Genomic DNA, 21,106 nt, shown 5'->3' on the forward strand with positions numbered 1-21,106 from the left:
AGGGACAGGGGACCGTTCACCCCCGAACGCTAGCCGCCGCGAATCCTCAGATCCCCGCCGGTTCCGGCACTCCCGCGCCGCGGTCCAGCACCCGCTCCTTCTCCCGGATCACCGGCAGCACCTCCCGGCCGAAGTGCTCGACGTCCTCCAGATAGTGCAGGAAACCGAGCAGCAACAGGTTCGCGCCGCGCTTTTTGTACTCGATCGCCCGGTCCGCGATCTGTTCCGGCGTTCCGATCAAGCCGGTCCGGAATCCGTCGTTGTACTGCACCAGGTCGGCGAACTTCGAATCCGCCCACATGCCCTTGGTGTCCGAAGTGGACTTCCCGGCCTGTTTGACCGCCGAGCGGAATCCTTCGACGGCAGGCACGTTCGCCTTCGCCACGATCTCCCGCAGCACCTCGCGCGCCTCTGCTTCGGTTTCGCGGGCGATCACGAACCCGTTGAGCCCGAACCGCACCGCGTGGTCGTTCTCCGCGGCGTACTCGCGCACCTCGTCGACCTGCTCGCTGAACCCGGCGAAATCCTTGCCATTGCTGAAATACCAGTCCGAGACGCGATCGGCCAGCTTGCGCGCCGCGGTGGAGTTGCCGCCCTGGAAGACCTCCGGATGCGGCCGACCCGGCCCGGCGACCGGTTTGGGTTTGATGTCGAAATCGTGGATCCGGTAGAAGTCGCCGCCGAACTCGGCGTGGTCGTCGGTCCACAATTCCTTGAGCACGCGGATGAACTCCTCCGAGCGGCGGTAGCGCTCGTCGTGTTCGAGCCACGGCTGCCCGAGACCGGTGAACTCGTCTTTGAACCAGCCGCTGACCACGTTCACCGCGGCCCGGCCGCCGGAGATGACGTCCGCGCTCGCGATGAACTTCGCGAGCACGCCGGGCTGCCACAGTCCGGGATGGACGGCCGCGATGACCTTCAGCCGCTGCGTCGCGAGCAGTAGCGCGAGGCTGAAACCGGTGGATTCGTGCTGGTAGGCGGCACCGTAGCTGGCGGTGTAGCGGACCTGGGTGAGCGCGTATTCGAAGCCGTTGTTCTCGGCGAGCACGGCCAGTTCGCGGTTGTACTCGTAGCCCCAGTCGGTGCGCTGTTCGATGTCGCTGGTGACCAGGCCGCCGCTCACATTCGGGACCCAGTAAGCGAATTTCAGGGGTTCGGGTGCGGTCATGCCGGGAGTGAAACAGCGGCCGGGCACCGGGCCAAGCGCGTCCACGCGGTGGAATGTGCCAGCCGGTGCCCGGGGCCGCGCGGCCTCCCGGGTACGCTGTTTCGGCGGACGAGCTGGCAGGACGGTCGCGGCCCGGGTTCTCCCGGTCCGAGGAAAGTCCGGACTCCGCAGGGCAGGGTGGTTGCTAACGGCAACCCGGGGCGACCCGCGGGACAGTGCCACAGAAAACAGACCGCCCCCGTCTCACGACGGGGGTAAGGGTGAAACGGTGGTGTAAGAGACCACCAGCATCCCGGGTGACCGGGATGGCTCGGTAAACCCCACCCGGAGCAAGGCCAAGAGGGAGTTCGCTCCTGCGCAGGCGATCGAGGGCGGCCCGCCCGATGCCTGCGGGTAGGCCGCTGGAGCCTGCCGGCGACGGCAGGCCGAGATGGATGACCGTCGCCCGGTCCGCCGCGAGGCGGCCCGGGAACAGGATCCGGCTTACATGCCAGCTCGTCCGCCCGATCGCTACGATCGGGCGCATGGGTCAAGCCGTCGCCGCCGCTGTCGCCTTCCGGACCACCTTCGACGCTCTGCACGCTCCCGTCTACTTCGCGCCAGAGACCCAGGAGCGGCTCGCCGCCGCCGGGCTCAAACCGGGGTCGATGACCTATTTCGCCAGCCGCGCCGCGGCGATGGGCGCGGTCGGGCCGGGCACGGTCACCGCCACCTTCTACAGCTTCAGCCCCAGCCTGATCGCCCACTTCGTCCCGCGCGTCTGGACGATCGCCGCCCCCGAGGCCGTGCTGGAAGCCCGGCTCGCCGCCGTCGACGACATCTACCGCCGGCTGTTCGGCGACGAGACGCTCGCGTCCGCCGAGGTCGCCGAAGCTGCCGAGCTTGCCCGGGAAGCCACCGAGGGCTGCCGTCCCGAAGGCCGTCCGCTCTACGCCGCGCACGCGGACCTGGATTGGCCCGAACAACCGCACCTCGCCCTCTGGCACGCGGTCACCTTGCTGCGCGAGCACCGCGGAGACGGGCACGTCGCGGCGCTGACCACGAATGGCCTGCCCGGCCTCGAAGCGCTGGTCACGCACAGCGCGACCACGAACGGCACCCCGCCGGACACCGCCAAGCGCACCCGCGGCTGGAGCGACGAGGAGTGGGACGCGGCCGCGGCCCGGCTGACCGCCGACGGAATCCTCGACGCCGGCGGCGCGCTCACCGAACGCGGATTCGAGCTGCGCGAACGCGTCGAGACGGCGACGAACGCGGCGGAGCGGGGCCCGTGGCAGCACCTCGGCGAGGAGAAGACGGCCCGGCTGGAGCAGCTGTGCGCTCCGCTCAGCCGCCGGGTGATCGAAGCGGGCGCGATCCCGAGCGCGGCGTTCCGGCCCTGATCCGCGAGACGGTCCGGAACTGCCCGGGATCACGCTTTGTAGTGAACAAATGCGCACATCGGACGCGATGGTGACCGTTATCGCATCGGAGAGTGATCAATTCCAGATTGTTTTCCAATCCGGTTGTCACTCACCGGACTCGCGGCGGAACGCCGATCGGGGCATGCCACACTGGTGCCTGCCCGACACGCCGGTCCGGGGCGCACCGAGAGTGAGCGCCGCACGTTTCGCGGAGCCGCACCGCCGGAAGACTGCGCAATCCGGGTGGCTTGGGTTATTCCGGAGCACCCTTGCCACGATGATGGAGGGCGAGGAATCCTGACCATCGGACCGCAATACCCGCCCATTGACCACAAGTCGACATCTACGCAGCGCGCTTTGACCATTACCCCTTGTAACGCCATGATGGTGTTCGTAGCTTCGCCGAAGCCAGAACAGCGCGGCGCCCGCCGTGCACCGGGAGTATCGCGATGACCAGCATGACCGCCCTCGAGACGTTTGTGGCCGAAGGGCTCAGCACCGGCAACGTCCGGACCTGGCTGCTCGACAACATCATCCCGCTCGTGCTCCTCGCGGTGGCGCTGCTGCTGCTGTGGCTGGGCGGCGGCAAGGGCGACAACGCGGGGGTCATGCGGCGGCTCGCCGGCGTGGTCATCGCGCTCGCGATCATCGGACTCGCGGTCAGCGGCGCGGGCGTGAACGTGGGCCAGTGGATCGCCGGCCTGTTCACCGGCTGAGGCGGAGCAGGCGTGCGGATCAGGACCGATGACGAGGTGTACCGGGTCGATGCCGTCTGGCTCGGCCCGCCGAAGGCGACTTTTCCCTGGCGAGCCCGCTACGTGGCATGGCTCGTCGGCATTCCGGTCTTCCTGGTCGTGCTCACCGTGGAGCGGTGGGTCGGCTGGAGTTTCGGGTTTTTCTCCACGGCGTGGGCGTTCGTGGCCACGATCGTGATCACCAGGCTGATCACCGCCAAGATCAGCCACGAACGCCCGCTGGGCGCGGTGATCGCGATGATGGGCCAGGAACTGCGCGCGCCGAGAGAACGGACCTCGGGCGCGGGCGGCGCGGTGAGCGCCAGCCGGGTCCGGGTGCGGGCGGAGCGCCCGCTGCCGAAGCACAAGAGAAGGCGGCAATACCAGCACCGCGACCCGCGTCGCGGTGCCGGCACGAGTGCCGGGAAACAGGGAGCACCACGAGCGCGCCGGAGCCGCCCCGCGGCTCGGGCCGGGAGGTAGTCGTTGTTCGGTCGCGGCGGAAGCCGAGGGAAGCGGGAGCAAGACGTCCCTGCCGGTGCGTGGAACACGCCCCCGCAGGGCCGTCCGCCGTCCGGCGGCAGCAAGTCCGGCGGCAAGGGCCGCAGGCTGCCCGGTGAGCAGGCGATACCGGCGTACACGCCGTCGATCGCCGCGCGCAGCATCGACGGGCATCTGCTGCGCACCGGGTACGAGGTGTACGCCTGGTACCGGCTCGCGCCGCAGCGCTGGTCGTTCCGTTCCGATTCGCAGCGCCGCGACCTGATCGCGGCCATCGCGGGCCAGTACGCCGAACTGCAGGGCCGCTGGCTGCACCTGCGCGTCACGAACCGGCCGTACCCGATCCGGATGTGGGCCGAGGCGCACGTGCACAACGCGGTCGGCAGGCCGAACGACGTGCCGGGCGCGCTGTCGTTCGACGACTACCTGATCGGCGAGCAGCAGCAGCTGATGGGCCGCTCGATGGCGGAAAAAGAGGTCTACCTCGGCGTTCAGGTGCAGACCCGGCGCATGGTGGACCGCGCGGTCGAACGCGCCGCGCCGGTGCTGCGCCGGATCCTTCCGGAGGCGGTCGACGCCGAACTGGCCGCGCTCGACTCCGAGATCGAGCACCTCGACCAGGTCATCGGCAGCGCCGGGCTGGAAGGCCGTCCGGTGCACGCCGAGGAGATGTCCTGGCTGATGCACCGCTCGTGCTCGCTCGGCCTGCCCGCGCCGCGGAACATGCCCGCGGTGCCGGGCGCGGCGTGGGAGCCCGAAGACCTCGCCAGCTTCACCGACGCGGCTGATTTCCACGCCGACCCGTACGCGCCCACGGTCACCGTGCGCGGCCGTACCGGGTCCAACGCCGGCGTGTCGCGGCATCTCGCGGTGCTCACCGTCGGACAGATGCACGGGCTGCAGATCCCCGAGGTCGACGACCCGTGGATCCAGCACGCGGACCGGCTGCCCGCGGCGGTCGAGGTGTCCGCGCGGATCTACGTGCGGCGGCCGGAAGAGGTGTCCGGCGAACTGCAGCGGCAGATGAACAAGGTCCGCTCGCAGGTCAAGCACTACACCGACGAGCACGAGCTGGAGCCGCCGCAGTCGCTGGCCCGGCAAGCGGGCCGGGTGCTGGAGATCGACGACGAGATGACGTCGGGCTTCACCGCGCTGGCCACGCGCGTGCGGTCGTGGTGGCGCCTCGCGGTGTCCGGTCCGACCGAGCGCGACGCGCTGCGGCTGGCCCAGCAGCTGCTCGATCTGTACAAGCCGAAGATCGCCATCGAACACCCGGAAGCGCAGTACGCGATGGCCCGGGAGTTCATCCCGGGCGAGCCGCTCGCTTCCGGTGCGTACATGCGCCGCGGTTCGGTGGTGTGGACGGCTTCGGCGGTGCCCACCGCGACCGCGGAGGTCGGCGACCGGCGCGGCATCCTGCTCGGCGAAACGGTCACCGCGACGCGGCGGCCGGTGGCCTGGGACCCGTGGATGGCACAGGAAATCCGCGACGGATCGGGCCTCACCGCGATGGTCGCCGGCCTGGGCGGCGGCAAGTCGTTCCTCGGCGGCGGCATCGTCTACAAGACGCTGCGGGCCGGGGCGCACTGGACGATCCTCGACCCGTCCGGCCCGCTGTCGCGGCTGTGCGACCTGCCGGAGATCCGCCCGTACGCGCGGCCGATCAACCTGCTCAACGCCCAGCCGGGCATTCTCAACCCGTACCGGGTGGTCGCCGATCCGCTGATCGAGCACTTCATGGACGAGGAGGACCCGGAACGCTCGTGGCGGCGCGAAAAGGCGCTGGCCGGGGCGACCCGGCGGCGGCTCGTGCTCGACGTGCTCACCGGCGTGCTGCCGTACGAGGTGTCGCGGATGGCGCAGACCCGGATCGTGCTGCTGCGCGCGGTCCGCGCGGTCGGCGGCCGGTTCGACGCCGACCCGGGCCAGGTCATCGACGCGCTGCGGCGGGATTCGAGCGAGCACCACGAGCACGCGGTCGTGGTCGCGGACTTCCTGGACGAAATGCGCGAGCGGATGGCGCTGCTGATCCCGGAAACCGACGCGGACCCGTACGCCGAGACCCGCGACGACCGGATGACCGTGCTGACCATGGCGGGGCTGACCCTGCCGAAGGACGGCGTGCCGCGCGAGTACTGGACCGACGCCGAATCGCTCGGCGTGGAAATGCTGAACCTCGCGGCGTGGCTGACCCAGCGGTCGGTGTACGAGAAGCCGAAGGAACTGCGCAAGGGCGTCTGGATCGACGAGGCGTTCTTCCTGTCCGAGGTGCCGACCGGGCGCGTGCTGATGAACCGGTTCGCGCGCGACTCGCGGAAGTGGAACGTCCGGGTGCTGCTGTCGTCGCAGATCCCGGCGGACTTCCTGAAGATCCAGGGTTTCGTGGCGCTGCTGGACTCGGTGTTCGTCGGCAGGCTCGACGACGACGATGCCCAAGCCGACGCGCTGCGCCTGCTGAAGGTGCCGGTCGGCGTGGGTTACGAGCAGGTCGTCGCCGCGCTCGGCCGCCGCCCCGGAGCCCAGCGCGGGCTCGAACGCGACATGGAGCCCCGGCAGTTCATCTTCGGCGACGGGGCAGGCGGCGTGGAGCGCATCCGCGTCGACTTCTCCGGCCCGCATCTCGACCCGTTGCGCGCGGTCATGGACACCACCCCGGGCTCGCCCGACGCGCGCAGCAAACCCGGCAGCGAACTCGTGGTACCCCACGAGGACGAGGCCAAGCCGTACGTCCCCGCCCCACCGGAGGACGACGAGCTGGAACACGACTTCGAACTCCAAGCGGAACTCGAGGTCGGTCTCGCCGACGAGCAGCTGCTGGGCTCGCCGGACCCGCTCGCGTCCGAGACCGGCGAGGTGGAGGGTGCAGTGCGCAACGGACGGCAGGAGGACCGGCACGCCCGCGCCGGCGGCAAGGGCGGCGGAACCGGCAGGGATGCCGCATGACCCCCGGTGATCCGGGCCGGCCCGCGCCGGCCGTGAGGAGGCCTGCGTGAACACCGTCTTCACGCTGGCGTTCGTCCTCGCGTTCGCCGCCGGCTGGCACGCGCTCCGCAAACGCGTCAAGGAAGGCCCCAAGCCGGGCGGCCGCCGCCCCAGCAGGCGCGCGTCACTGCTGGCGGTGGTGGCGGTGATCGGGCTGCAGACGGTGCTGTTCGCCCCGTCGGCCAACGCGGCGGCTTGCGGGGAATCACCGAACCCGGAGCGTCCGGGGGCGGGCATGGTCGGCGCGCTCGATCCGCCGGAGGGACACGGCGAGCCGCAAAGCGCCTACATCGACTACAGCTACGCGGGCATGGTCTGGAACACCTACCAGACCAACTGCACCGCGCTTTCCGCCATCGCTTCCCCCAGTTCGACCATCGACACCTGGGCCGGGAACCAGCTGTTCAACGTCGGCAAGAACATCGTCGGCGCCACGAACTCGCTGCACTACACCGTCCTCGAGGGCGGGCTGCTGAACCCGATCTACAACGCGGTCAAATCGGGTGCGGAAAAGGTCTACAACAACATCTACACGCAGCTGTTCGGCCTGGTCGCGCTGATTATGTCGATCATGTTGTTCCGCAACATCTGGCGCGGTGACCTCGCCGGGGTCAGCAAGCGGGCGCTCTACGCGATGGCCGGGGTCTGGCTGGCGGCGTCCTCGCTGGCGATGCTGCGATATTTCGATCCGATCGACAAAGCGATCGTCCAGACCACCACCAACATCCAGGCGGGATTCGTCGATTCGTCGCAGGACCGGATCGTGCGCGACATCCTGCCCACGGACCTGCACAACCAGGTCGTCTACGACAACTGGCTGCGCGGCGAGTTCGGCTCGCCCACCGCTCCGCAGGCCCAGCAATACGGCAGGCCGCTGCTGGACGCGCAGGCGTTCACCCGCGACCAGCTGGTGAACGGCGACGACGGCAAGCAGAACGTCGTCGACGCCAAGAAGGCCGCCTTCAAGGACATCTCCACCAAACTCGGCCCCGCCACCGGCTACTTCACCGGCGAGGCGGGCGGCCGCACCGGCGCCGGGTTCCTCGCGCTGGGCCAGAGCCTCGTCTACTCGCTCTTCCAGCTGCTGGCCAAGGCGTCCGTGCTGCTCGCGCAGGTGCTGATCCGCCTGTTCGCGCTCACCGCGCCGCTGATCGGCCTGGTCGCGCTGCTGAACCCGGAGATCCTGCGCCGCGTGCTCAAGGTCGCCGGCGGCATCGCGTTCAACCTGGTCGTGCTGTCGGTGCTGGCCGGCGTGCACGCGCTGCTGCTGCAGGCGATCTTCGCCGCGGGCGACGGGCTCAACCTGCTCACCAAGATGGTCCTCGCCGGGCTCATCACGGTGCTGCTGTTCCTCGTCGGTCGCCCGGTGCGGCGGCTGTGGCAGATGGTCGAGATGTCGGTCAGCATGGTCGGCGGCGCGGTGCCGTCGCCGGGCGGCGGGCTGTTCTCCCGGTTCCGCCGGAAGAACGAGCCGACGCCGCAGGACCAGTTCTGGCAGAACGTCCGCGACACCGACGACGTCGTGGACGGCGAGCAGCGCGGCCCGATCGGCGCGACCGTCGGCGGCGGCCGGTACCGGCCCGAGGCGGCGGTTTTCGCCAGCTCGCAGCGGCTCGACAACGGCTCCCGGGCGGCCCGTCCCGCCGCGGCCTGGTCCGGTGCTCCATGGCCGGGTGCGGTCGGTCCCGCGCAGTCCGCCGCGGGCGCGTTGCCCTCGGGCGGCGGAGGCGGTGCGCCGGCGTTCGGCCAGTACCACCCGGTCGCCGGTGCACCCGGCGACTACGTGATGGCGGGCGCGCGGTGGCCGGTCAAGGAAAGCCGCCAGGTCGACACGTCCCCGGTCGCCGACCGGCGGTGGAGCGACGAACCGGAACCGGTGGTCGTCCCGTCGCGGATGAGCGCGCCGGATCGCGGCTACTCGGCTCCGGCACCGGACCAGCCGGGCTTCACCGTGCCGACGCAGGGCATCCGGGCCCAGCCGCGCCGGGTGGATCCCGAGGTCGTGGCCGGGAAACCGGTGTTCGTGCTGTACCGCCCGTCGCGCGGCATCGAGGTCCGCGACACCGACCAGGTCATGGGGCGGTGACCGATGCCGATCCGCACCAACCGCGGCCGGACCGCGGTCTACCGCCGCCTGTGGGGGTTTCCGCTCCGCTCGCCCCGGCATCTCGTGGGCACGCTGGTGTTCCTCGCCGTGGTGATCACCGCGCTGGGCGTCGGCCTGCCCAAGCTCCTGGGCAAACCGGCGTCCGCGCATCCGGGAACGGCTCCGCCGAATTCGTCGGCCGGGCCGCACACCGGCGTCGCGGCCCCGGTGCCGAGCACGGAAACCCTGCCGACCCGGTTGTCGCAGCCGCTGGTCACCCCGTCGTCGGCGGCGCCGAACCCGCAGGCGCTGACCGTCGCGAAACAGTGGGCGACGGCGTGGGTGCATCATCCGGCGGGCATCTCGAACGCCGACTGGCTCAACGGGATGCGCGCGCTCACCACCGACGAGTACCTCCCGATTATGTCCACTGTGGACCCCGCGAACATCCCGGCGACCAAGGTCACCGGCGATCCGACGGTCGCGCAGTCCTACTCCAGTTCGGTCAAGGTCGTGGTCCCCACCGACGGTCCGAAACTCAGCATCACCGTGGTCAAAACCGCGGCGGGATGGCGAGTGTCGGACTATGACCAGGCGAGCTGACCGTGAAGCTGGCCATTCTCGTCTCGGTGGTGATCGCCGCCGTTTTCGCCACGGTGCTCACCACCAACGTCGTGCAGAAGGCGGTGACCGACCAGCAGCAGGCGGCGGCCGGCGGGGTCGCGCTGACCTCGTGCGACGCCGCGATCGGCCCCACCCAGCCCGGCCAGCCGGAGCAGGGCGGGGCGGACGCCGCGGAACTCGACCAGGAGTCGCGCAACACGGTTTCGCTGATCATCTCGATCGGCAAGCAGCGCAGCCTCGCGCCGCGGGCGTGGCAGGTCGCGATCCAGGCCGGGATGACCGAATCGCGGCTGCACAACGTGAACTACGGCGACCGCGATTCGCTCGGCATCTTCCAGATGCGCCCGTCGATGAACTGGGGCAGCGCCGCCCAGGTCACCGACCCGAACTACGCGATCAACAAATTCTTCGACGTCCTGCTCGGCGTCCCGGACTGGGAGAACCTGCGCCCCGGCGACGCCGCGCAGCGGGTCGAGCGGTCCGGTTTCCCGGACCGGTACCACCGCTGGGAGGCCATGGCGGCCGCGCTGGTGCAGAACATGGGCCAGATCGCCGACGTGGTGGGCTGCGGGCAGGGCATGGGAGCCGCGCTGCCGCCGAGCCAGGCCGCGGCGCAGGCGATCAAGTTCGCGCTCGGCGAGCAGGGCAAGCCTTACATCTGGGGCGCGACCGGCCCGGATTCCTATGACTGTTCCGGCCTGATGCTGCGCGCCTACGAGTCGGCGGGCGTGATCCTGCCGCGCGTGTCGAAGGACCAGTACAAGGCGGGCGCGATGCTGCCGGTGCGCGACGCGCAGCCCGGCGACCTGATTTTCCTCGCCACCGACCCGGCCGACCCGACGACCATCCACCACGTCGCGATGTACCTGGGAGACGGCAAGATCGTCGAGGCCCAGCAGACCGGCGTGCCGGTGCACGTGCGCCCGTTCTCGTTCGACGAGCACGAAGTCGTGCCGCAGGCGGTGCGCCCCGGCGTCTAGCATGGGTGCGGGAGGCACCGGCTCTTGACCCGCGGGTTGCCCAGTACCGCGGGTCCGGATTCACCCCGAAGTCGCGGCCTGTCCACGAGCACGTGGCCGCGCGCTGGCAGAGGATGGCACACGTGGCACGGAAATTCGGCAAGCGAGGCAAGACCGGCCAAAGCGAGCCCCAGGACCCGGCGGCGCTGTTCGGCGCACCGCAGCCGCCGCGCCAGTCCGCGCACCCCGCGTCCAGCACCCCGTTGGCGGACCTGCTGAACCAGGGAATGCCCGGCGTCGACGGCGGGTACGTCGTCCTGCCGCGTTCCCTGGCCGAGAGCATGTCGCTCCCGTGGCAACAGCAGATGGCGGCTTTGCTGGCCCAGTTCCACGCCGAACACGCACGGTTGTCGTGGCCGGTGTACCGGGTGGTTCCGTCCCGCTACGAGCGCTTGGTGGATCTCGACGAGGAGCAGCTCGCGGAGGCGGGTTACCTGGTGGAGATGGACGCCGAGGGGGAGATGGTCTACCGGGAACGGAGCGGCCGGAAGGTCCAGGACCCCGATCGGACGACGGTTCTGGTGTCCTGCCTGGACCCGATCCCGCGCCCGGCTGCCGCTGGCCCGGTGCCTTCAGGCGAGGCGCCCCCGGTAGGCCCGCTGGCCGCGGCGGTACCGATGAACATCGGACCGGCGCCGGTTTGGCGATCTTCGGCGCCTCAGGGGCCGGTGGGGGATGAATCGCCGACGAAGTCCGCTCCGGCGGCTATACGCCCGTCAGACGCTCATGGGGGTTCGGCTCCGGCTCCTTCCGCGGCGGAACAGGCGGTTTCGCCTGCTGAGCAGGCCTCGGAAGCTGCTGGTCCGGAGACGGTTGCTGCGGACGAGACACCTCAGCCCAGCCCCGCTGTTGAGGCTCCGGCTCCGCCTGCCGCTCCGCCGGTGCCGCCGCCCGACACCAGCGTTCCGTCCTCGGTGCCGCCGCCCGCGAAGCCTGCGGTCAATCCGCAGTTGCAGGCGAGGCAGGCGTGGCAGCCGAAGCCGTACGTGCACGAGCCGCGTCAGCCTGCCCGCCCGACGGAACCGTTGCCGCAACAGGGGAATCCGGTGGTTCCGCCACACGGTCGGCATGAGGCCGCTCCCGGGTGGCATGGACAGAACCCGGCGGTCCAGCAAAGTCAGATCCCGCAGCCCGGGGCGCAGCAGTACGGCCCGAGTTCGCCGCCCGCCCCCGCGACCCCGCCGATGCCTGCGCCACAACCCCCGGCTCAGCCAGCTGCGCAACAGCCGGTTACTCCGCCCACGTCCGGTGAGGCGCAACCGGCTTCGCAGCAGCCGCCGACAGCTCCTGTCTCGCCCAGCGCGGAGGCAGCGACTCCGCCCGCGCCTGGTGCCTCGCAACCGACTCCGCCTGCGAGCGATCCGGCTCCTGCTCCACCCAGCGCTAATTCGGCGACCCCGCCTGCGCCTACTGCACCGCAGCAGCCGACGGCTCCTGCCACACCCGGCTCCGAATCGGCAAACTCGCCCGCTCCTGCCGCGGCGCAACCGGTGCCCCAGCAGCCGCCGACGGCTCCTGCCGCACCCGGCGCGGAGTCAGCGAACTCGCCTGCTCCTGCTGTACCGCTACCGGTGCAGCACCAGCCTGCTCCTCCCGTGCCCGGCGCGGAGTCGGCGAACTCGCCCGCTCCTGCTGCGGCGCAACCGATGCCCGAGCAGTCGCCGACGGCTCCTCCCGCGCCCGGCGCGGAGTCGGCGATCCCGTCCACTGCTGCTGCACCGCAACAGCCCCCGGCTGCACCTCCCGCACCCGCGGAGTCGGCGAACCCGCCTGCCCAGCCGCCGCAAGCACCTCCCACCTCGGGTGCTCCGTTCCAGCTCCCGCAGCCCAGCGGTCGCCGTCGGGCGGTTGAGACCGGGCCGGACGGGCGGCCCTTGCCTGTCTTCCCTGGGCAGGAGACCGGCACCTCCACGCCGCCGCCGGTGCGGCCGTATCGGGATGAGTTGCCGGTCTTTCCGGGCAAGGAATCGGCCGTACCGCCGGTTCCGGATTACGGTGCTTCCTCCCCGGCGGACGACGCGGCGACCCCGCCCCGCGGCATTCCGGTCGGAGATCCTCGCGGGTGGTTCGACGAGCATCCCGACCACGAGGACGACGGTCCGGCCGACTTCGGGCCCACCGGGCAGCCCACGGAGGTTCCGTTCCGCTGGCGCAAGTGAGCGGGCAGGTGTCAGGCTGAACCCATGTCTGACGACCCGAACCCGGACCAGGGCTGGTACTACAACACCCGCACCCACGAAGTCGAGCACCTGGAACGCAGCCGCGGAGTCGACCTCCTCGGCCCGTACCCGGACGAGGCCACGGCCCGCCGCGCGCTCGACATCGCCCGTGAACGCACCCGGCAAGCCGACGCGGCGGACCGTTCTTGGGATGGCGACTGACTGGGCTGGTCAGGCGGGGTAAAGCGGTTTGGTGCGCGGCTGCCGCCATAGGTGCGGCAGGCAGCCGGAGTCCGCGGTGTGGAAGCGGCTAATGCACCCGGCAAGCCGACGCCGACCGTGCCTGGGACGGCGACTGACTGGGCGGTCAGGCGGGGTAGAGCGGTTTAGTACGCGGCTGCCCCCACAACTGCAGCAGGCAGCCGGAATCCGCGGTGTGGAAGCGGAGCCGGTAGTCGCCGTGTCCGGCGGGCAGCGGTGGCAGCTCCCGTTCCCGTCCGGCCAGTTCGCGCAGGACGACGTGGCCGGAATGAAAGCGGCAGCTCAGCTCCGCGATTCGGGCATAGGACCGGTCGGGGCCCGGATCCGCGGGGCAGAGCACCACGGTCAACGGGAGCTCGCCGTCGTGGATCGGGGGCCAGAAGAGCGCCGCGCCGGGGACCGCGTCGATCAGGTTCGCGGATTCGGCGGACGGCGGTACCGGCAGGATGTCGCCGAGCGAACGGCCTCGGTCTAGCAGCATGAACTGCCCTGCCCGGACGCGCAGGACAAAGTCGAGGCGCGTGGTCGCGGGCCGGTACGGGGCGAAGTCCTCGGGGATGCCGTCGGGGAAGCCGTTCGAGGCAAGGAATTCAATGAACTCGGCGTCGGTCACCTGCCGGGTGCGCTCGGCGAGGCCGGGGACGTCTCCTGGCTCCGGCCGTTCGTATCTGCGGACAACCGCGATCTGGCCGGGGCCTTCGGGCAAGGGGCCTTGCCATTGGCTTACCGACACGGTCCCGCAGGTTCGGCAGGCGTCCCGCCTGATGCAGATGGTCCGGCCGGACGCGTCGGTCTGGGTTTCGGTCGCTTCCAGGGCGAAGTCGGGGAAGTCGTGCGGGCTGCCGCAGGCTCGCAGGATGTGTTCCATGGCGACGTCTTCCCGGGTCGGGACGGGTCTCATCGGTCACCTCGCGGTTGGGTGAGCAGGGCGCGGCCGCGCTCGGGGGTGAGTGTCGAGGCCAGCGCCGGGTCGGCGAGCAGCGCGACCGGGGCGATGTGGTCGGCGTTTCGCGGCCGCCAGTGCTCCATCGCCGCCCGCACGGCCCGCCACAAGGCGTCCGTGTCGCCTGCATGGTCGTCCAGGGCCTTCCTGACCAGCTGATCGAACGCTGGCTCGCCGAAGTTCGGGCCGTCCCGCCGAAGCCGGGCTTGGCCCTCGCCGATGGCGAGCTGGATCTCCGGGCGTTCGCCGATCATCGCCGTCTGCAGTACCGAGTGGCGGTAGTTCGTCGCGGACCGAGCGTGCTCGGCGAACAGCCACGGCAGGAATTCCTCGGTGAACAGCGGATCGGCGAAAAAGCCTTCTGGCGCCTGATGCAACAGCCTGCTGAACGACTGGCTGGCCTGGTACTCCCGGCCGAGCAGCAGGTCTAACTGGACGAGCAGGATCGTGGCCCGGTCGCGGCCGAATTCCTCGGCCTGAGCGAGAACCGCCGAGGCAGCGTCGGCATCGCCGGCGAGCGCGTCGAGCCTGGCCTGTTCGACCTTGGCGTCCCACGAGTCGCGAGTTTCGCCTTCCGGACGGCGCATCTGGTGGAACTCGGCGTACAGGCGCTCCATCAACGCGGTGAACGACGCGAACCGGGTGGGCGGTTCAGCCATCCAGGAGAACAAGCTGTACGCCGCCCACTCGCCGGACTCGTCGACGTCGCCCGGGTCGAGGAACAGGATCCCGGCGTCGGCCTCGAGCGAGATCAGCAGTCCCCGGCTGAACTTGTTGCTCTCGGCCGGTTCCTCCTCGGAGAGTTCTTCCCAGCCTTCCCAGTACGGCTCGATGTCCCGCAGCCAGCCGAGCGTGGCGGTGTCCCGCATGCGCCAGACGAACGATCCGGCGTCGCGCCAGCCGTCTGTCGTCAGCAGGAAATCCCGGTAGGACGGCGGCAGCGACAGACCCAATCGTGCCTCTGCCGCCGCGACCGCCTCCTCGCTCGCCGGGGCGAAGCCGAGCCATCGATCGCGCAGCACCTGCGGGTCGAGATCGGCGGGCTCGGAGCTCTGGATCCACTCCGCGCTCCACCGGGACAGCCAGGGTTTCCAGTCCATGCGCGGCATTATGGCGGCGCGGCTCCGGTCCCGGTGGCTGATTCGGCGAGGTGTGCGGTTATCCCATCACCAAGGCCGGATCCAATACGAATTCCGGATCCACCTGCTCCGCCAGATCCGTTCCCGCGCGTCCGTTCCCCCAGGCCCGCGCGTTCCGCAGGTGGAACTCCACGCCCTGGCGCTGGTACCGCGCCCAGTCGCGCGGTGTCGTGTCGACCAGGTCCTGCATCGCGGCCAGCGTCGCCAGGTTGCGCGGTTCCAGTTCGCCGATCGGCCGGGTCGTGCCGCGTTCGGCGGCCCGGACGTGGCCGGACGTCGTCATCCAGCCCAGCAGTGCCGAACCCAGTTGCTCGGTCAGGAAGTCGACGTCGTCGCCGTCGGTGACCTTGTTCCCGATCGCGACCAGGTGAACCCCGAAGTCCCGCGCGTGATCCGCGTACTGACGGTAAACACCAACGCTGCGCAGGGTCGGTTCGCACACCAGGAACGTCACGTCGAAGCGCGTGAACAGACCCGAGGCGAACGCGTCGGCACCCGCGGTCATGTCCATCACGACGTACTCGTCCGTGCCGTCGACCAGGTGGTTCAGCAGCAGTTCGGCCGCGCCGACCTTCGAGTGGTAGCAGGCCACGCCGAGGTCGTCCTCGTCGAACTGGCCGGTGACGCCCAGCCGGACGCCGCCGAGTGGGCGGAAGCAGGCGTCGAAGATCGGGTTGTCCTCGAACGGCCGCACGAGCCGCGAGCCGCGGCCGGGCGGGGTGGTTTTGATCATCGCGTCGGCCGACGGGATCCGCGGGTTGTCGCCGCGCAGGTACTCCTTGATCAGCGGCATGTTGTCGCCGAGCGTCGGCCACGCCAGCGCCTGTTCCTCGGTCGCGCCGAGGGCCACCGCCAGGTGCTGGTTGATGTCGGCGTCGATCGCCAGCACCGGTTTGCCCGCAGCGGCCACATAAGAGACGAACAGCGACGAGAGCGTGGTTTTCCCGCTGCCGCCCTTGCCGACGAACGCGATCTTCACCGATCCGGCCCCTTCTGAAAATGAAGACGATTATCAATGCCAGGCAGGCTACACCCGACCGGCCCGCGCCCGAACGGGCGATCACCGGCGGTTCGGCGGGATAGTGTTGGACCGTGCCGCCACTCGTGCTGAGGACACCAGCGTCGGGAGGGGACTTCGGTCGTCTCCGGACGGAGTTCGCGCTGCCGGAGTCGTTCGGGCCCGCGGTGCTCGCGGAGGCCGAAACGGCGGTGCTCGATCCGCTCGCGTCCGCGGGCGGCCGCGAGGACGCCACCGACCTGCCGTTCGTCACGATCGATCCGCCCGGGTCCAAGGACCTCGACCAGGCGATGGTGATCGAGCGGCGCGGCAGCGGCTTCCGGGTGCAGTACGCGATCGCGGACCTGGCGGCGTTCGTCCCGCCGGGCGGGGCGCTCGATCACGAGGCGCGGCGGCGCGGGCAGACGCTGTATCTCCCGGACGGCAACGTCCCGCTGCACCCGCCGGTGCTGTCCGAGGGCGCGGCCAGCCTGCTGCCGGGCGAGGTGCGGCCGGCGGTGCTGTGGACGATCGACGTCGACGAGGCCGGGGAAATCGTCGCCACCCGGGTTCGGCGGGCGCTGGTGCGGTCGACCGAGCAGTTGGACTACGAAGGCGTGCAAGCCTCGCTGGACGCGGGACGGCCGCATCCCTCGGTGGCGGCGCTGCCGGAACTCGGCCGGTTGCGGCGGAGTCTCGCGGTGCGGCGCGGGGCGGTCGAGTTGCAGTTGCCGGAGCAGGAAATCAGCGGCGACGTCGACGGCGGCTGGATTCTCGCCCGCCGCCCGCGGACGGTCGTCGACGCGTGGAATGCCGAAATCTCTTTGCTGACCGGGATGGCTGCGGCGCGGATCATGATCGACGCCGGGATCGGGGTGCTGCGGACGCTGCCGTCCCCGGAGCCGGACGCGGTGGAATGGCTGCGCCGGTCGGCGACGGCGGTCGGGCTGGCTTGGCCGGTCGAGCTGACGGTGTCCGAGTTCCTGTCCACTTTGGACCCCGGACAGCCCGCCTCGATGGCGTTGTACGCGGATACCACGCGGCTGTTGCGCGGCGCGGGGTACACGGCCTTCGCCGGTGAGTTGCCCTCGGTTACGACGCACGCGGGGATCGGCGGGGCATACGCGCACGTCACGGCGCCGATTCGACGGCTGGTCGACCGGTTCGGCACCGAGGTGTGCCTGGCGGTGACGGCCGGTCGCGAGGTGCCGGACTGGGTGCGCGAAGCGTTGTCCGAGGTGCCTGCGTACATGTCCGCTTCGGACAGTCTGGCGGCGCGGGTCGAGCGCGCGTGCATAGATCAGGTCGAAGCGTGGGTACTCGCAGAGCATGTCGGTCACGAGTTCACGGCGGTGGTGCTGCGCGCGGACGAGACGCGCGCGGAGATCCTGGTCGAGAACCCGCCGGTGATGGCGAAGTGCTCCGGCGAGAAGTTCCCGGAGGGCGAGCGGATCGCGGTGCGGCTGACCGAAGTGGACGTCGAGCAGCGGAAGGTGTCGTTCGAACGGGTATGAGGAACGCGGAACTGGTCGATGATCTCGGCGAGCCGGTGCCGATCGAGGGCTCGCCGCAGCGCGTGGTGTCGCTGGTGCCGTCGCTGACCGAAGCGGTCGAGGTGAGCGCGCCGGGACGGCTGGTCGGGGCGACGGACTACTGCACGCATCCGGCGGATCTGGACGTGGAACGGGTCGGCGGGTCGAAGTACCCGAAGCTCGACCGGGTGCTGGCGCTCGAACCGGATCTGGTGCTGGCGAACTCCGAGGAGAACCGGCCGGAGGACGTGGAAACCCTGCGTGCCAACGGGATCCCGGTGTTCGTCATGGCCGCGGCGGAGTCCGTGCCCGCCGCGCTGGGGTCGCTGCGGCGGATTTTCGGCCAGGTGTACGGCATCGACGAACCGGAATGGCTCGACACCGCGGACGAGTTGTGGCGCGAAGTGGCACCGGTGCGGCACCGCGCGGTGATCCCGGTGTGGCGCAAGCCGTGGATCGTGCTGGGCCGCGACACCTTCGCCGGAGACGTGCTGCGCCGGGTCGGGGTCGAGAACGTCTACTCAGGACACTCCGAGCGCTATCCCCGGCCCGCGCTGGAAGAACTCCAGAAGACCGGGGCCGACCTGGTCGTACTGCCCGACGAGCCGTACGAGTTCACCCAGGACGACGGCCCCGGCTTCTTCCCGGAGATGCGCCCGGTACTGATTTCCGGGCGCTACCTCACGTGGTACGGACCGTCTCTCGTGGACGCCTACGCGGCGCTCAGAGAGTCAGTCCGGTAAGGACAGTCACGCGCTCCTCGGTGAAGTCCGCCATCGCCGCCGCCGGGCCTTCCCGGCCGACACCGGAGTCCTTCACGCCGCCGTAAGGCATCTGGTCGGCGCGGAAGCTCGGCACGTCGCCGACCAGCACGCCGCCGACCTTGAGTCGCGCCGACACGTCGAACGCGGTCGGCAGGTCGCGGGTGAACACGCCGGTCTGCAAACCGAAGCGGGACGCGTTGATCCGCTCGACGCCGTCGTCCACAGAGGACACCCGGACCAGCGAGACCACCGGACCGAACACCTCGTCCGCCATCACCGAAACGTCCTCGGGAACCTCGGAGAGCACGGTCGGCTCCACCGTCGCACCCGAACGGCCGCCGCCGGCCAGCAGCTTGGCGCCTGCGACAACCGCGTCGGTGACCCAGGTTTCGACTCGCGACGCGGCGGCTTCGTTGACCAGCGGGCCCACGTCGACGCCGTCCTCGCGCGGGTTTCCGGTGCGCAGCGCAGCGACCTGCTCCAGCACCTTCTTCTGCAACTCGTCGTAAACGTCGGCGTGCGCGTACACGCGCTGCACCGAAATGCACGACTGTCCCGCCTGGTACATGGCGAACGTCGCGATCCGCTGCGCGGCGAAGTCCAGGTCAGTCCAATCCGGACAGACGAGCACCGCGCCGTTGCCGCCGAGCTCCAGTGCGACGTGCTTGCGCGGCACGCTGTCGCGGATCGCCCAGCCGACCGGCACCGAACCGGTGAACGACACGACCGGCAGCCGCGGGTCCTTGACCAGTTCGGCGGTCGCCTCGTTGCCCAGCGGCAGGATCGACCAGCTGCCCGCCGGAAGATCGGTCTCGGCAAGGATTTCGCCGAGCAGGAGCGCGGTCAGCGGCGTCGCCGGGGCCGGCTTGAGCACGATCGGCGCGCCGACCGCGATCGCCGGGGCGACCTTGTGCGCCACCAGGTTCAGCGGGAAGTTGAACGGCGTGATGCCCAGCACCGGACCGCGCGGCACGCGCCGGACGAGTGCGAGCCGTCCGGTGCCGCCCGGGTCGGTGTCGAGGCGCTGCAGGTCGCCGGAGAACCGGCGGGCCTCCTCGGACGCCCAGCGGAACGTCGACACCGCACGGCCGACCTCGCCGCGCGACCACTTCAGCGGCTTGCCCGATTCGGCGGTGATCAGCTGCGCGATCTCCTCCGTCCGCTCGGAAAGCCGCCGCGAGATGTGGTCGAGCGCGCCCGCGCGGGCGTGCGCGGGCAGCGTCGCGTACTCGTCGGCGACGTCCGCCGCGGCCTGCACCGCGGTCTCCACTTCGGACGGTCCGGGCAGGTAGTGCGAACCGGCTTCGGAGCCGTCGAACGAATGCCGGACGACGGTCGTTTCGCTGCTGGTTACCGGCTTTCCGGCCACCCAGAACGGGAAAGTCACTTGCGGGCCTCCGTGGCGATCGCGTACTCGAGAACGGCGAGGCCTTCGTCGAGCAACTCGTTGGACAGGGACAGCGGGGGAAGCAGCCGGACGACGTTGCCGTACGTGCCGCAGGTCAGTACCACGACGCCTTGGGCGTGGCAGGCGGCGGCGATGCGCTTGGTGCGGTCGGCGTCGGGCTCGTTCGTGCCCGGCTTGACGAACTCGGCCGCCAGCATCGCGCCGCGTCCGCGGACGTCGCCGATCACGCCGGTTTCCTCGGCCAGCGCCCGAAGCCGCGGCAGCACCAGTTCCTCGATGCGCTTCGCGGAACCCGTCAGGCCTTCGCCCCGCATGGTCTCGATCGCGCCCAGCGCCGCGGCGCACGCGATCGGGTTGCCGCCGTAGGTGCCGCCGAGCCCGCCCGGGCCGACCGCGTCGAGCAGGTCCGCGCGCCCGGTCACCGCGGCGAGCGGCAGGCCGCCCGCGATGCCCTTGGCCGTGCAGACCAGGTCCGGGACGACGTCCTCGTGCTCCGAGGCGAACCAGTTGCCGGTGCGGCAGAAACCGGTCTGCACCTCGTCGGCGACGAACACGACGCCGTTCGCCTTGCACCACGACGAAATCGCGGGCAGGAAACCGGGTGCCGGCTCGATGAACCCGCCCTCGCCCTGGATCGGTTCGAGCACGACGGCCGCGACCTGGTCGCCGCCGATCTGCTTCTCGATCCGGTCGATCGCCTGCCGCGCGGCCTCCGGGCCGGCGAGCCCGTCGCGGTACGGGTACGAGCCCGGCACGCGGTACACCTCGGGCGCGAACGGCCCGAAACCGTGCTTGTAGGGCACCGATTTCGCGGTCATGCCCATGGTCAGGTTGGTGCGGCCGTGGTAGGCGTGGTCGAACACCACGACGGCCTGGCGACCGGTGGCGGTGCGGGCGATCTTCACCGCGTTCTCGACCGCTTCCGCGCCGGAGTTGAACAGCACCGACTTCTTCGCGTGGTCGCCCGGCGTCAGCTCGGCCAGCGCCTCGCACACCTCCACGTAACCCTCGTACGGGGTCACCATGAAACAGGTGTGGGTGAACAGCGCCGCCTGCTCGCGCACCCGGTCGACCACCTCGGGCGCGGAATGCCCGACGCTCGTCACCGCGATCCCGGAACCGAAGTCGATCAGCACGTTGCCGTCGGCGTCAGTGAGCAGGCCGCCGCTGGCGGAGGTGATGTAGGCGGGCAGCGTCGACGCGACCCCGGCGGCGACCGCGTTCGCGCGGCGCTCCTGCAGCGCGCGGGAGACGGGCCCGGGGATCTCGGTCTGCAGCCTGCGCTGCCGGGGTGCCGGAGCCTGCGGCTCGGCGGCGGTGCTGGTGGTCACGGCGCTCCTACGTCGCGGTCGTGCGTGCCGGGGAGGACCGGCATTCACGAGCTTC

Annotated in this window: 17 protein-coding genes and 1 other RNA gene; 12 read left to right on the forward strand and 6 right to left on the reverse strand. The window is 70.5% G+C overall.

Annotated elements, in window-relative coordinates:
* Positions 1-46 precede the first annotated feature (46 nt).
* Positions 47-1,168 (reverse strand): dimethylsulfone monooxygenase SfnG, encoded by a 1,122-nt coding sequence (gene sfnG / locus WA670_RS36805; protein ID WP_336160869.1) that lies wholly within the window; start codon positions 1,166-1,168, stop codon positions 47-49.
* Positions 1,169-1,277: 109 nt separating this feature from the next.
* On the opposite strand from sfnG, the gene rnpB reads away from it, so the two are divergent.
* From rnpB to WA670_RS36855, 10 genes are all read left to right on the forward strand, one after another.
* Positions 1,278-1,670, forward strand: an RNA gene (rnpB, locus tag WA670_RS36810) — RNase P RNA component class A.
* A 22-nt stretch (positions 1,671-1,692) separates the two neighbouring features.
* Positions 1,693-2,550, forward strand: a complete 858-nt coding sequence (locus WA670_RS36815) for an SCO6745 family protein (RefSeq protein ID WP_336160871.1) — start codon at positions 1,693-1,695, stop codon at positions 2,548-2,550.
* Between the two features lie 470 nt (positions 2,551-3,020).
* Positions 3,021-3,287 (forward strand): hypothetical protein, encoded by a 267-nt coding sequence (locus WA670_RS36820; RefSeq protein ID WP_037815757.1) that lies wholly within the window; start codon positions 3,021-3,023, stop codon positions 3,285-3,287.
* A gap of 12 nt (positions 3,288-3,299) precedes the next feature.
* The gene (locus WA670_RS36825; RefSeq protein WP_037815755.1) at positions 3,300-3,788 is read left to right on the forward strand and encodes a hypothetical protein; all 489 of its coding nucleotides are present in this window, start codon (positions 3,300-3,302) and stop codon (positions 3,786-3,788) included.
* Positions 3,789-3,791: 3 nt separating this feature from the next.
* Positions 3,792-6,749 (forward strand): ATP-binding protein, encoded by a 2,958-nt coding sequence (locus WA670_RS36830; RefSeq protein WP_336160874.1) that lies wholly within the window; start codon positions 3,792-3,794, stop codon positions 6,747-6,749.
* Positions 6,750-6,795: 46 nt separating this feature from the next.
* Positions 6,796-8,874 (forward strand): magnesium transporter, encoded by a 2,079-nt coding sequence (locus WA670_RS36835; protein WP_336160876.1) that lies wholly within the window; start codon positions 6,796-6,798, stop codon positions 8,872-8,874.
* Between the two features lie 3 nt (positions 8,875-8,877).
* Complete coding sequence (locus WA670_RS36840) at positions 8,878-9,477, forward strand: hypothetical protein (protein WP_336160878.1); 600 nt, start codon at positions 8,878-8,880, stop codon at positions 9,475-9,477.
* Between the two features lie 2 nt (positions 9,478-9,479).
* Positions 9,480-10,478: a C40 family peptidase gene (locus WA670_RS36845; RefSeq protein ID WP_037815749.1), complete on the forward strand. Its 999-nt coding sequence runs from the start codon at positions 9,480-9,482 to the stop codon at positions 10,476-10,478.
* 1,913 nt (positions 10,479-12,391) lie between these two features.
* Entirely contained in the window at positions 12,392-12,676 is a 285-nt protein-coding gene (locus WA670_RS36850; protein WP_167754405.1) for a hypothetical protein, read from the forward strand.
* Between the two features lie 24 nt (positions 12,677-12,700).
* A complete protein-coding gene (locus WA670_RS36855) occupies positions 12,701-12,898 on the forward strand; it encodes a hypothetical protein (RefSeq protein WP_037815747.1) in 198 nt (65 codons plus the stop codon).
* A 145-nt stretch (positions 12,899-13,043) separates the two neighbouring features.
* Here WA670_RS36855 and WA670_RS36860 read toward each other — a convergent pair whose 3' ends face one another.
* The 3 genes from WA670_RS36860 to WA670_RS36870 are packed head-to-tail and all read right to left on the reverse strand — an operon-like array spanning position 13,044 to position 15,998.
* A complete protein-coding gene (locus tag WA670_RS36860; RefSeq protein ID WP_336160880.1) occupies positions 13,044-13,838 on the reverse strand; it encodes a hypothetical protein in 795 nt (264 codons plus the stop codon).
* Positions 13,835-14,980: an SMI1/KNR4 family protein gene (locus WA670_RS36865; protein WP_336160882.1), complete on the reverse strand. Its 1,146-nt coding sequence runs from the start codon at positions 14,978-14,980 to the stop codon at positions 13,835-13,837. The genes WA670_RS36860 and WA670_RS36865 overlap by 4 nt, the downstream gene beginning before the upstream one ends.
* Positions 14,981-15,038: 58 nt before the next feature.
* Positions 15,039-15,998 (reverse strand): ATP-binding protein, encoded by a 960-nt coding sequence (locus WA670_RS36870; protein WP_037815745.1) that lies wholly within the window; start codon positions 15,996-15,998, stop codon positions 15,039-15,041.
* Positions 15,999-16,111: 113 nt separating this feature from the next.
* Between WA670_RS36870 and WA670_RS36875 the strand changes: the two genes are divergently transcribed.
* Positions 16,112-17,530: an RNB domain-containing ribonuclease gene (locus WA670_RS36875; protein ID WP_370318218.1), complete on the forward strand. Its 1,419-nt coding sequence runs from the start codon at positions 16,112-16,114 to the stop codon at positions 17,528-17,530.
* Positions 17,527-18,291, forward strand: coding sequence for a helical backbone metal receptor (locus tag WA670_RS36880; protein ID WP_336160885.1), 765 nt, complete (start codon positions 17,527-17,529; stop codon positions 18,289-18,291). Before WA670_RS36875 ends, WA670_RS36880 begins: the two co-directional genes overlap by 4 nt.
* On the opposite strand, the gene WA670_RS36885 is transcribed toward WA670_RS36880, so the two are convergent.
* Both WA670_RS36885 and gabT read right to left on the reverse strand, forming a co-directional pair.
* Positions 18,272-19,699 carry an aldehyde dehydrogenase family protein gene (locus tag WA670_RS36885; protein WP_336160886.1) on the reverse strand — a complete coding sequence of 476 codons (1,428 nt, stop codon included), beginning with the start codon at positions 19,697-19,699 and terminating at the stop codon, positions 18,272-18,274. The genes WA670_RS36880 and WA670_RS36885 overlap by 20 nt on opposite strands.
* Positions 19,696-21,051, reverse strand: coding sequence for a 4-aminobutyrate--2-oxoglutarate transaminase (gene gabT, locus WA670_RS36890; protein WP_037815740.1), 1,356 nt, complete (start codon positions 21,049-21,051; stop codon positions 19,696-19,698). The genes WA670_RS36885 and gabT overlap by 4 nt, the downstream gene beginning before the upstream one ends.
* Positions 21,052-21,106 lie beyond the last annotated feature (55 nt).

It is taken from the genome of Amycolatopsis sp. VC5-11, assembly GCF_037034185.1.
Lineage (GTDB): Bacteria > Actinomycetota > Actinomycetes > Mycobacteriales > Pseudonocardiaceae > Amycolatopsis > Amycolatopsis nivea.

What these genes read in the sequence shown, in the direction of transcription:
- WA670_RS36865 (WP_336160882.1), bottom strand. Translation starts at nt 14,980, where the DNA reads ATGGACTGGAAACCCTGGCTGTCCCGGTGGAGCGCGGAGTGGATCCAG.
- sfnG (WP_336160869.1), bottom strand. Translation starts at nt 1,168, where the DNA reads ATGACCGCACCCGAACCCCTGAAATTCGCTTACTGGGTCCCGAATGTG.
- WA670_RS36820 (WP_037815757.1), top strand. Translation starts at nt 3,021, where the DNA reads ATGACCAGCATGACCGCCCTCGAGACGTTTGTGGCCGAAGGGCTCAGC.
- WA670_RS36815 (WP_336160871.1), top strand. Translation starts at nt 1,693, where the DNA reads ATGGGTCAAGCCGTCGCCGCCGCTGTCGCCTTCCGGACCACCTTCGAC.
- WA670_RS36840 (WP_336160878.1), top strand. Translation starts at nt 8,878, where the DNA reads ATGCCGATCCGCACCAACCGCGGCCGGACCGCGGTCTACCGCCGCCTG.
- WA670_RS36855 (WP_037815747.1), top strand. Translation starts at nt 12,701, where the DNA reads ATGTCTGACGACCCGAACCCGGACCAGGGCTGGTACTACAACACCCGC.
- WA670_RS36880 (WP_336160885.1), top strand. Translation starts at nt 17,527, where the DNA reads ATGAGGAACGCGGAACTGGTCGATGATCTCGGCGAGCCGGTGCCGATC.
- WA670_RS36860 (WP_336160880.1), bottom strand. Translation starts at nt 13,838, where the DNA reads ATGAGACCCGTCCCGACCCGGGAAGACGTCGCCATGGAACACATCCTG.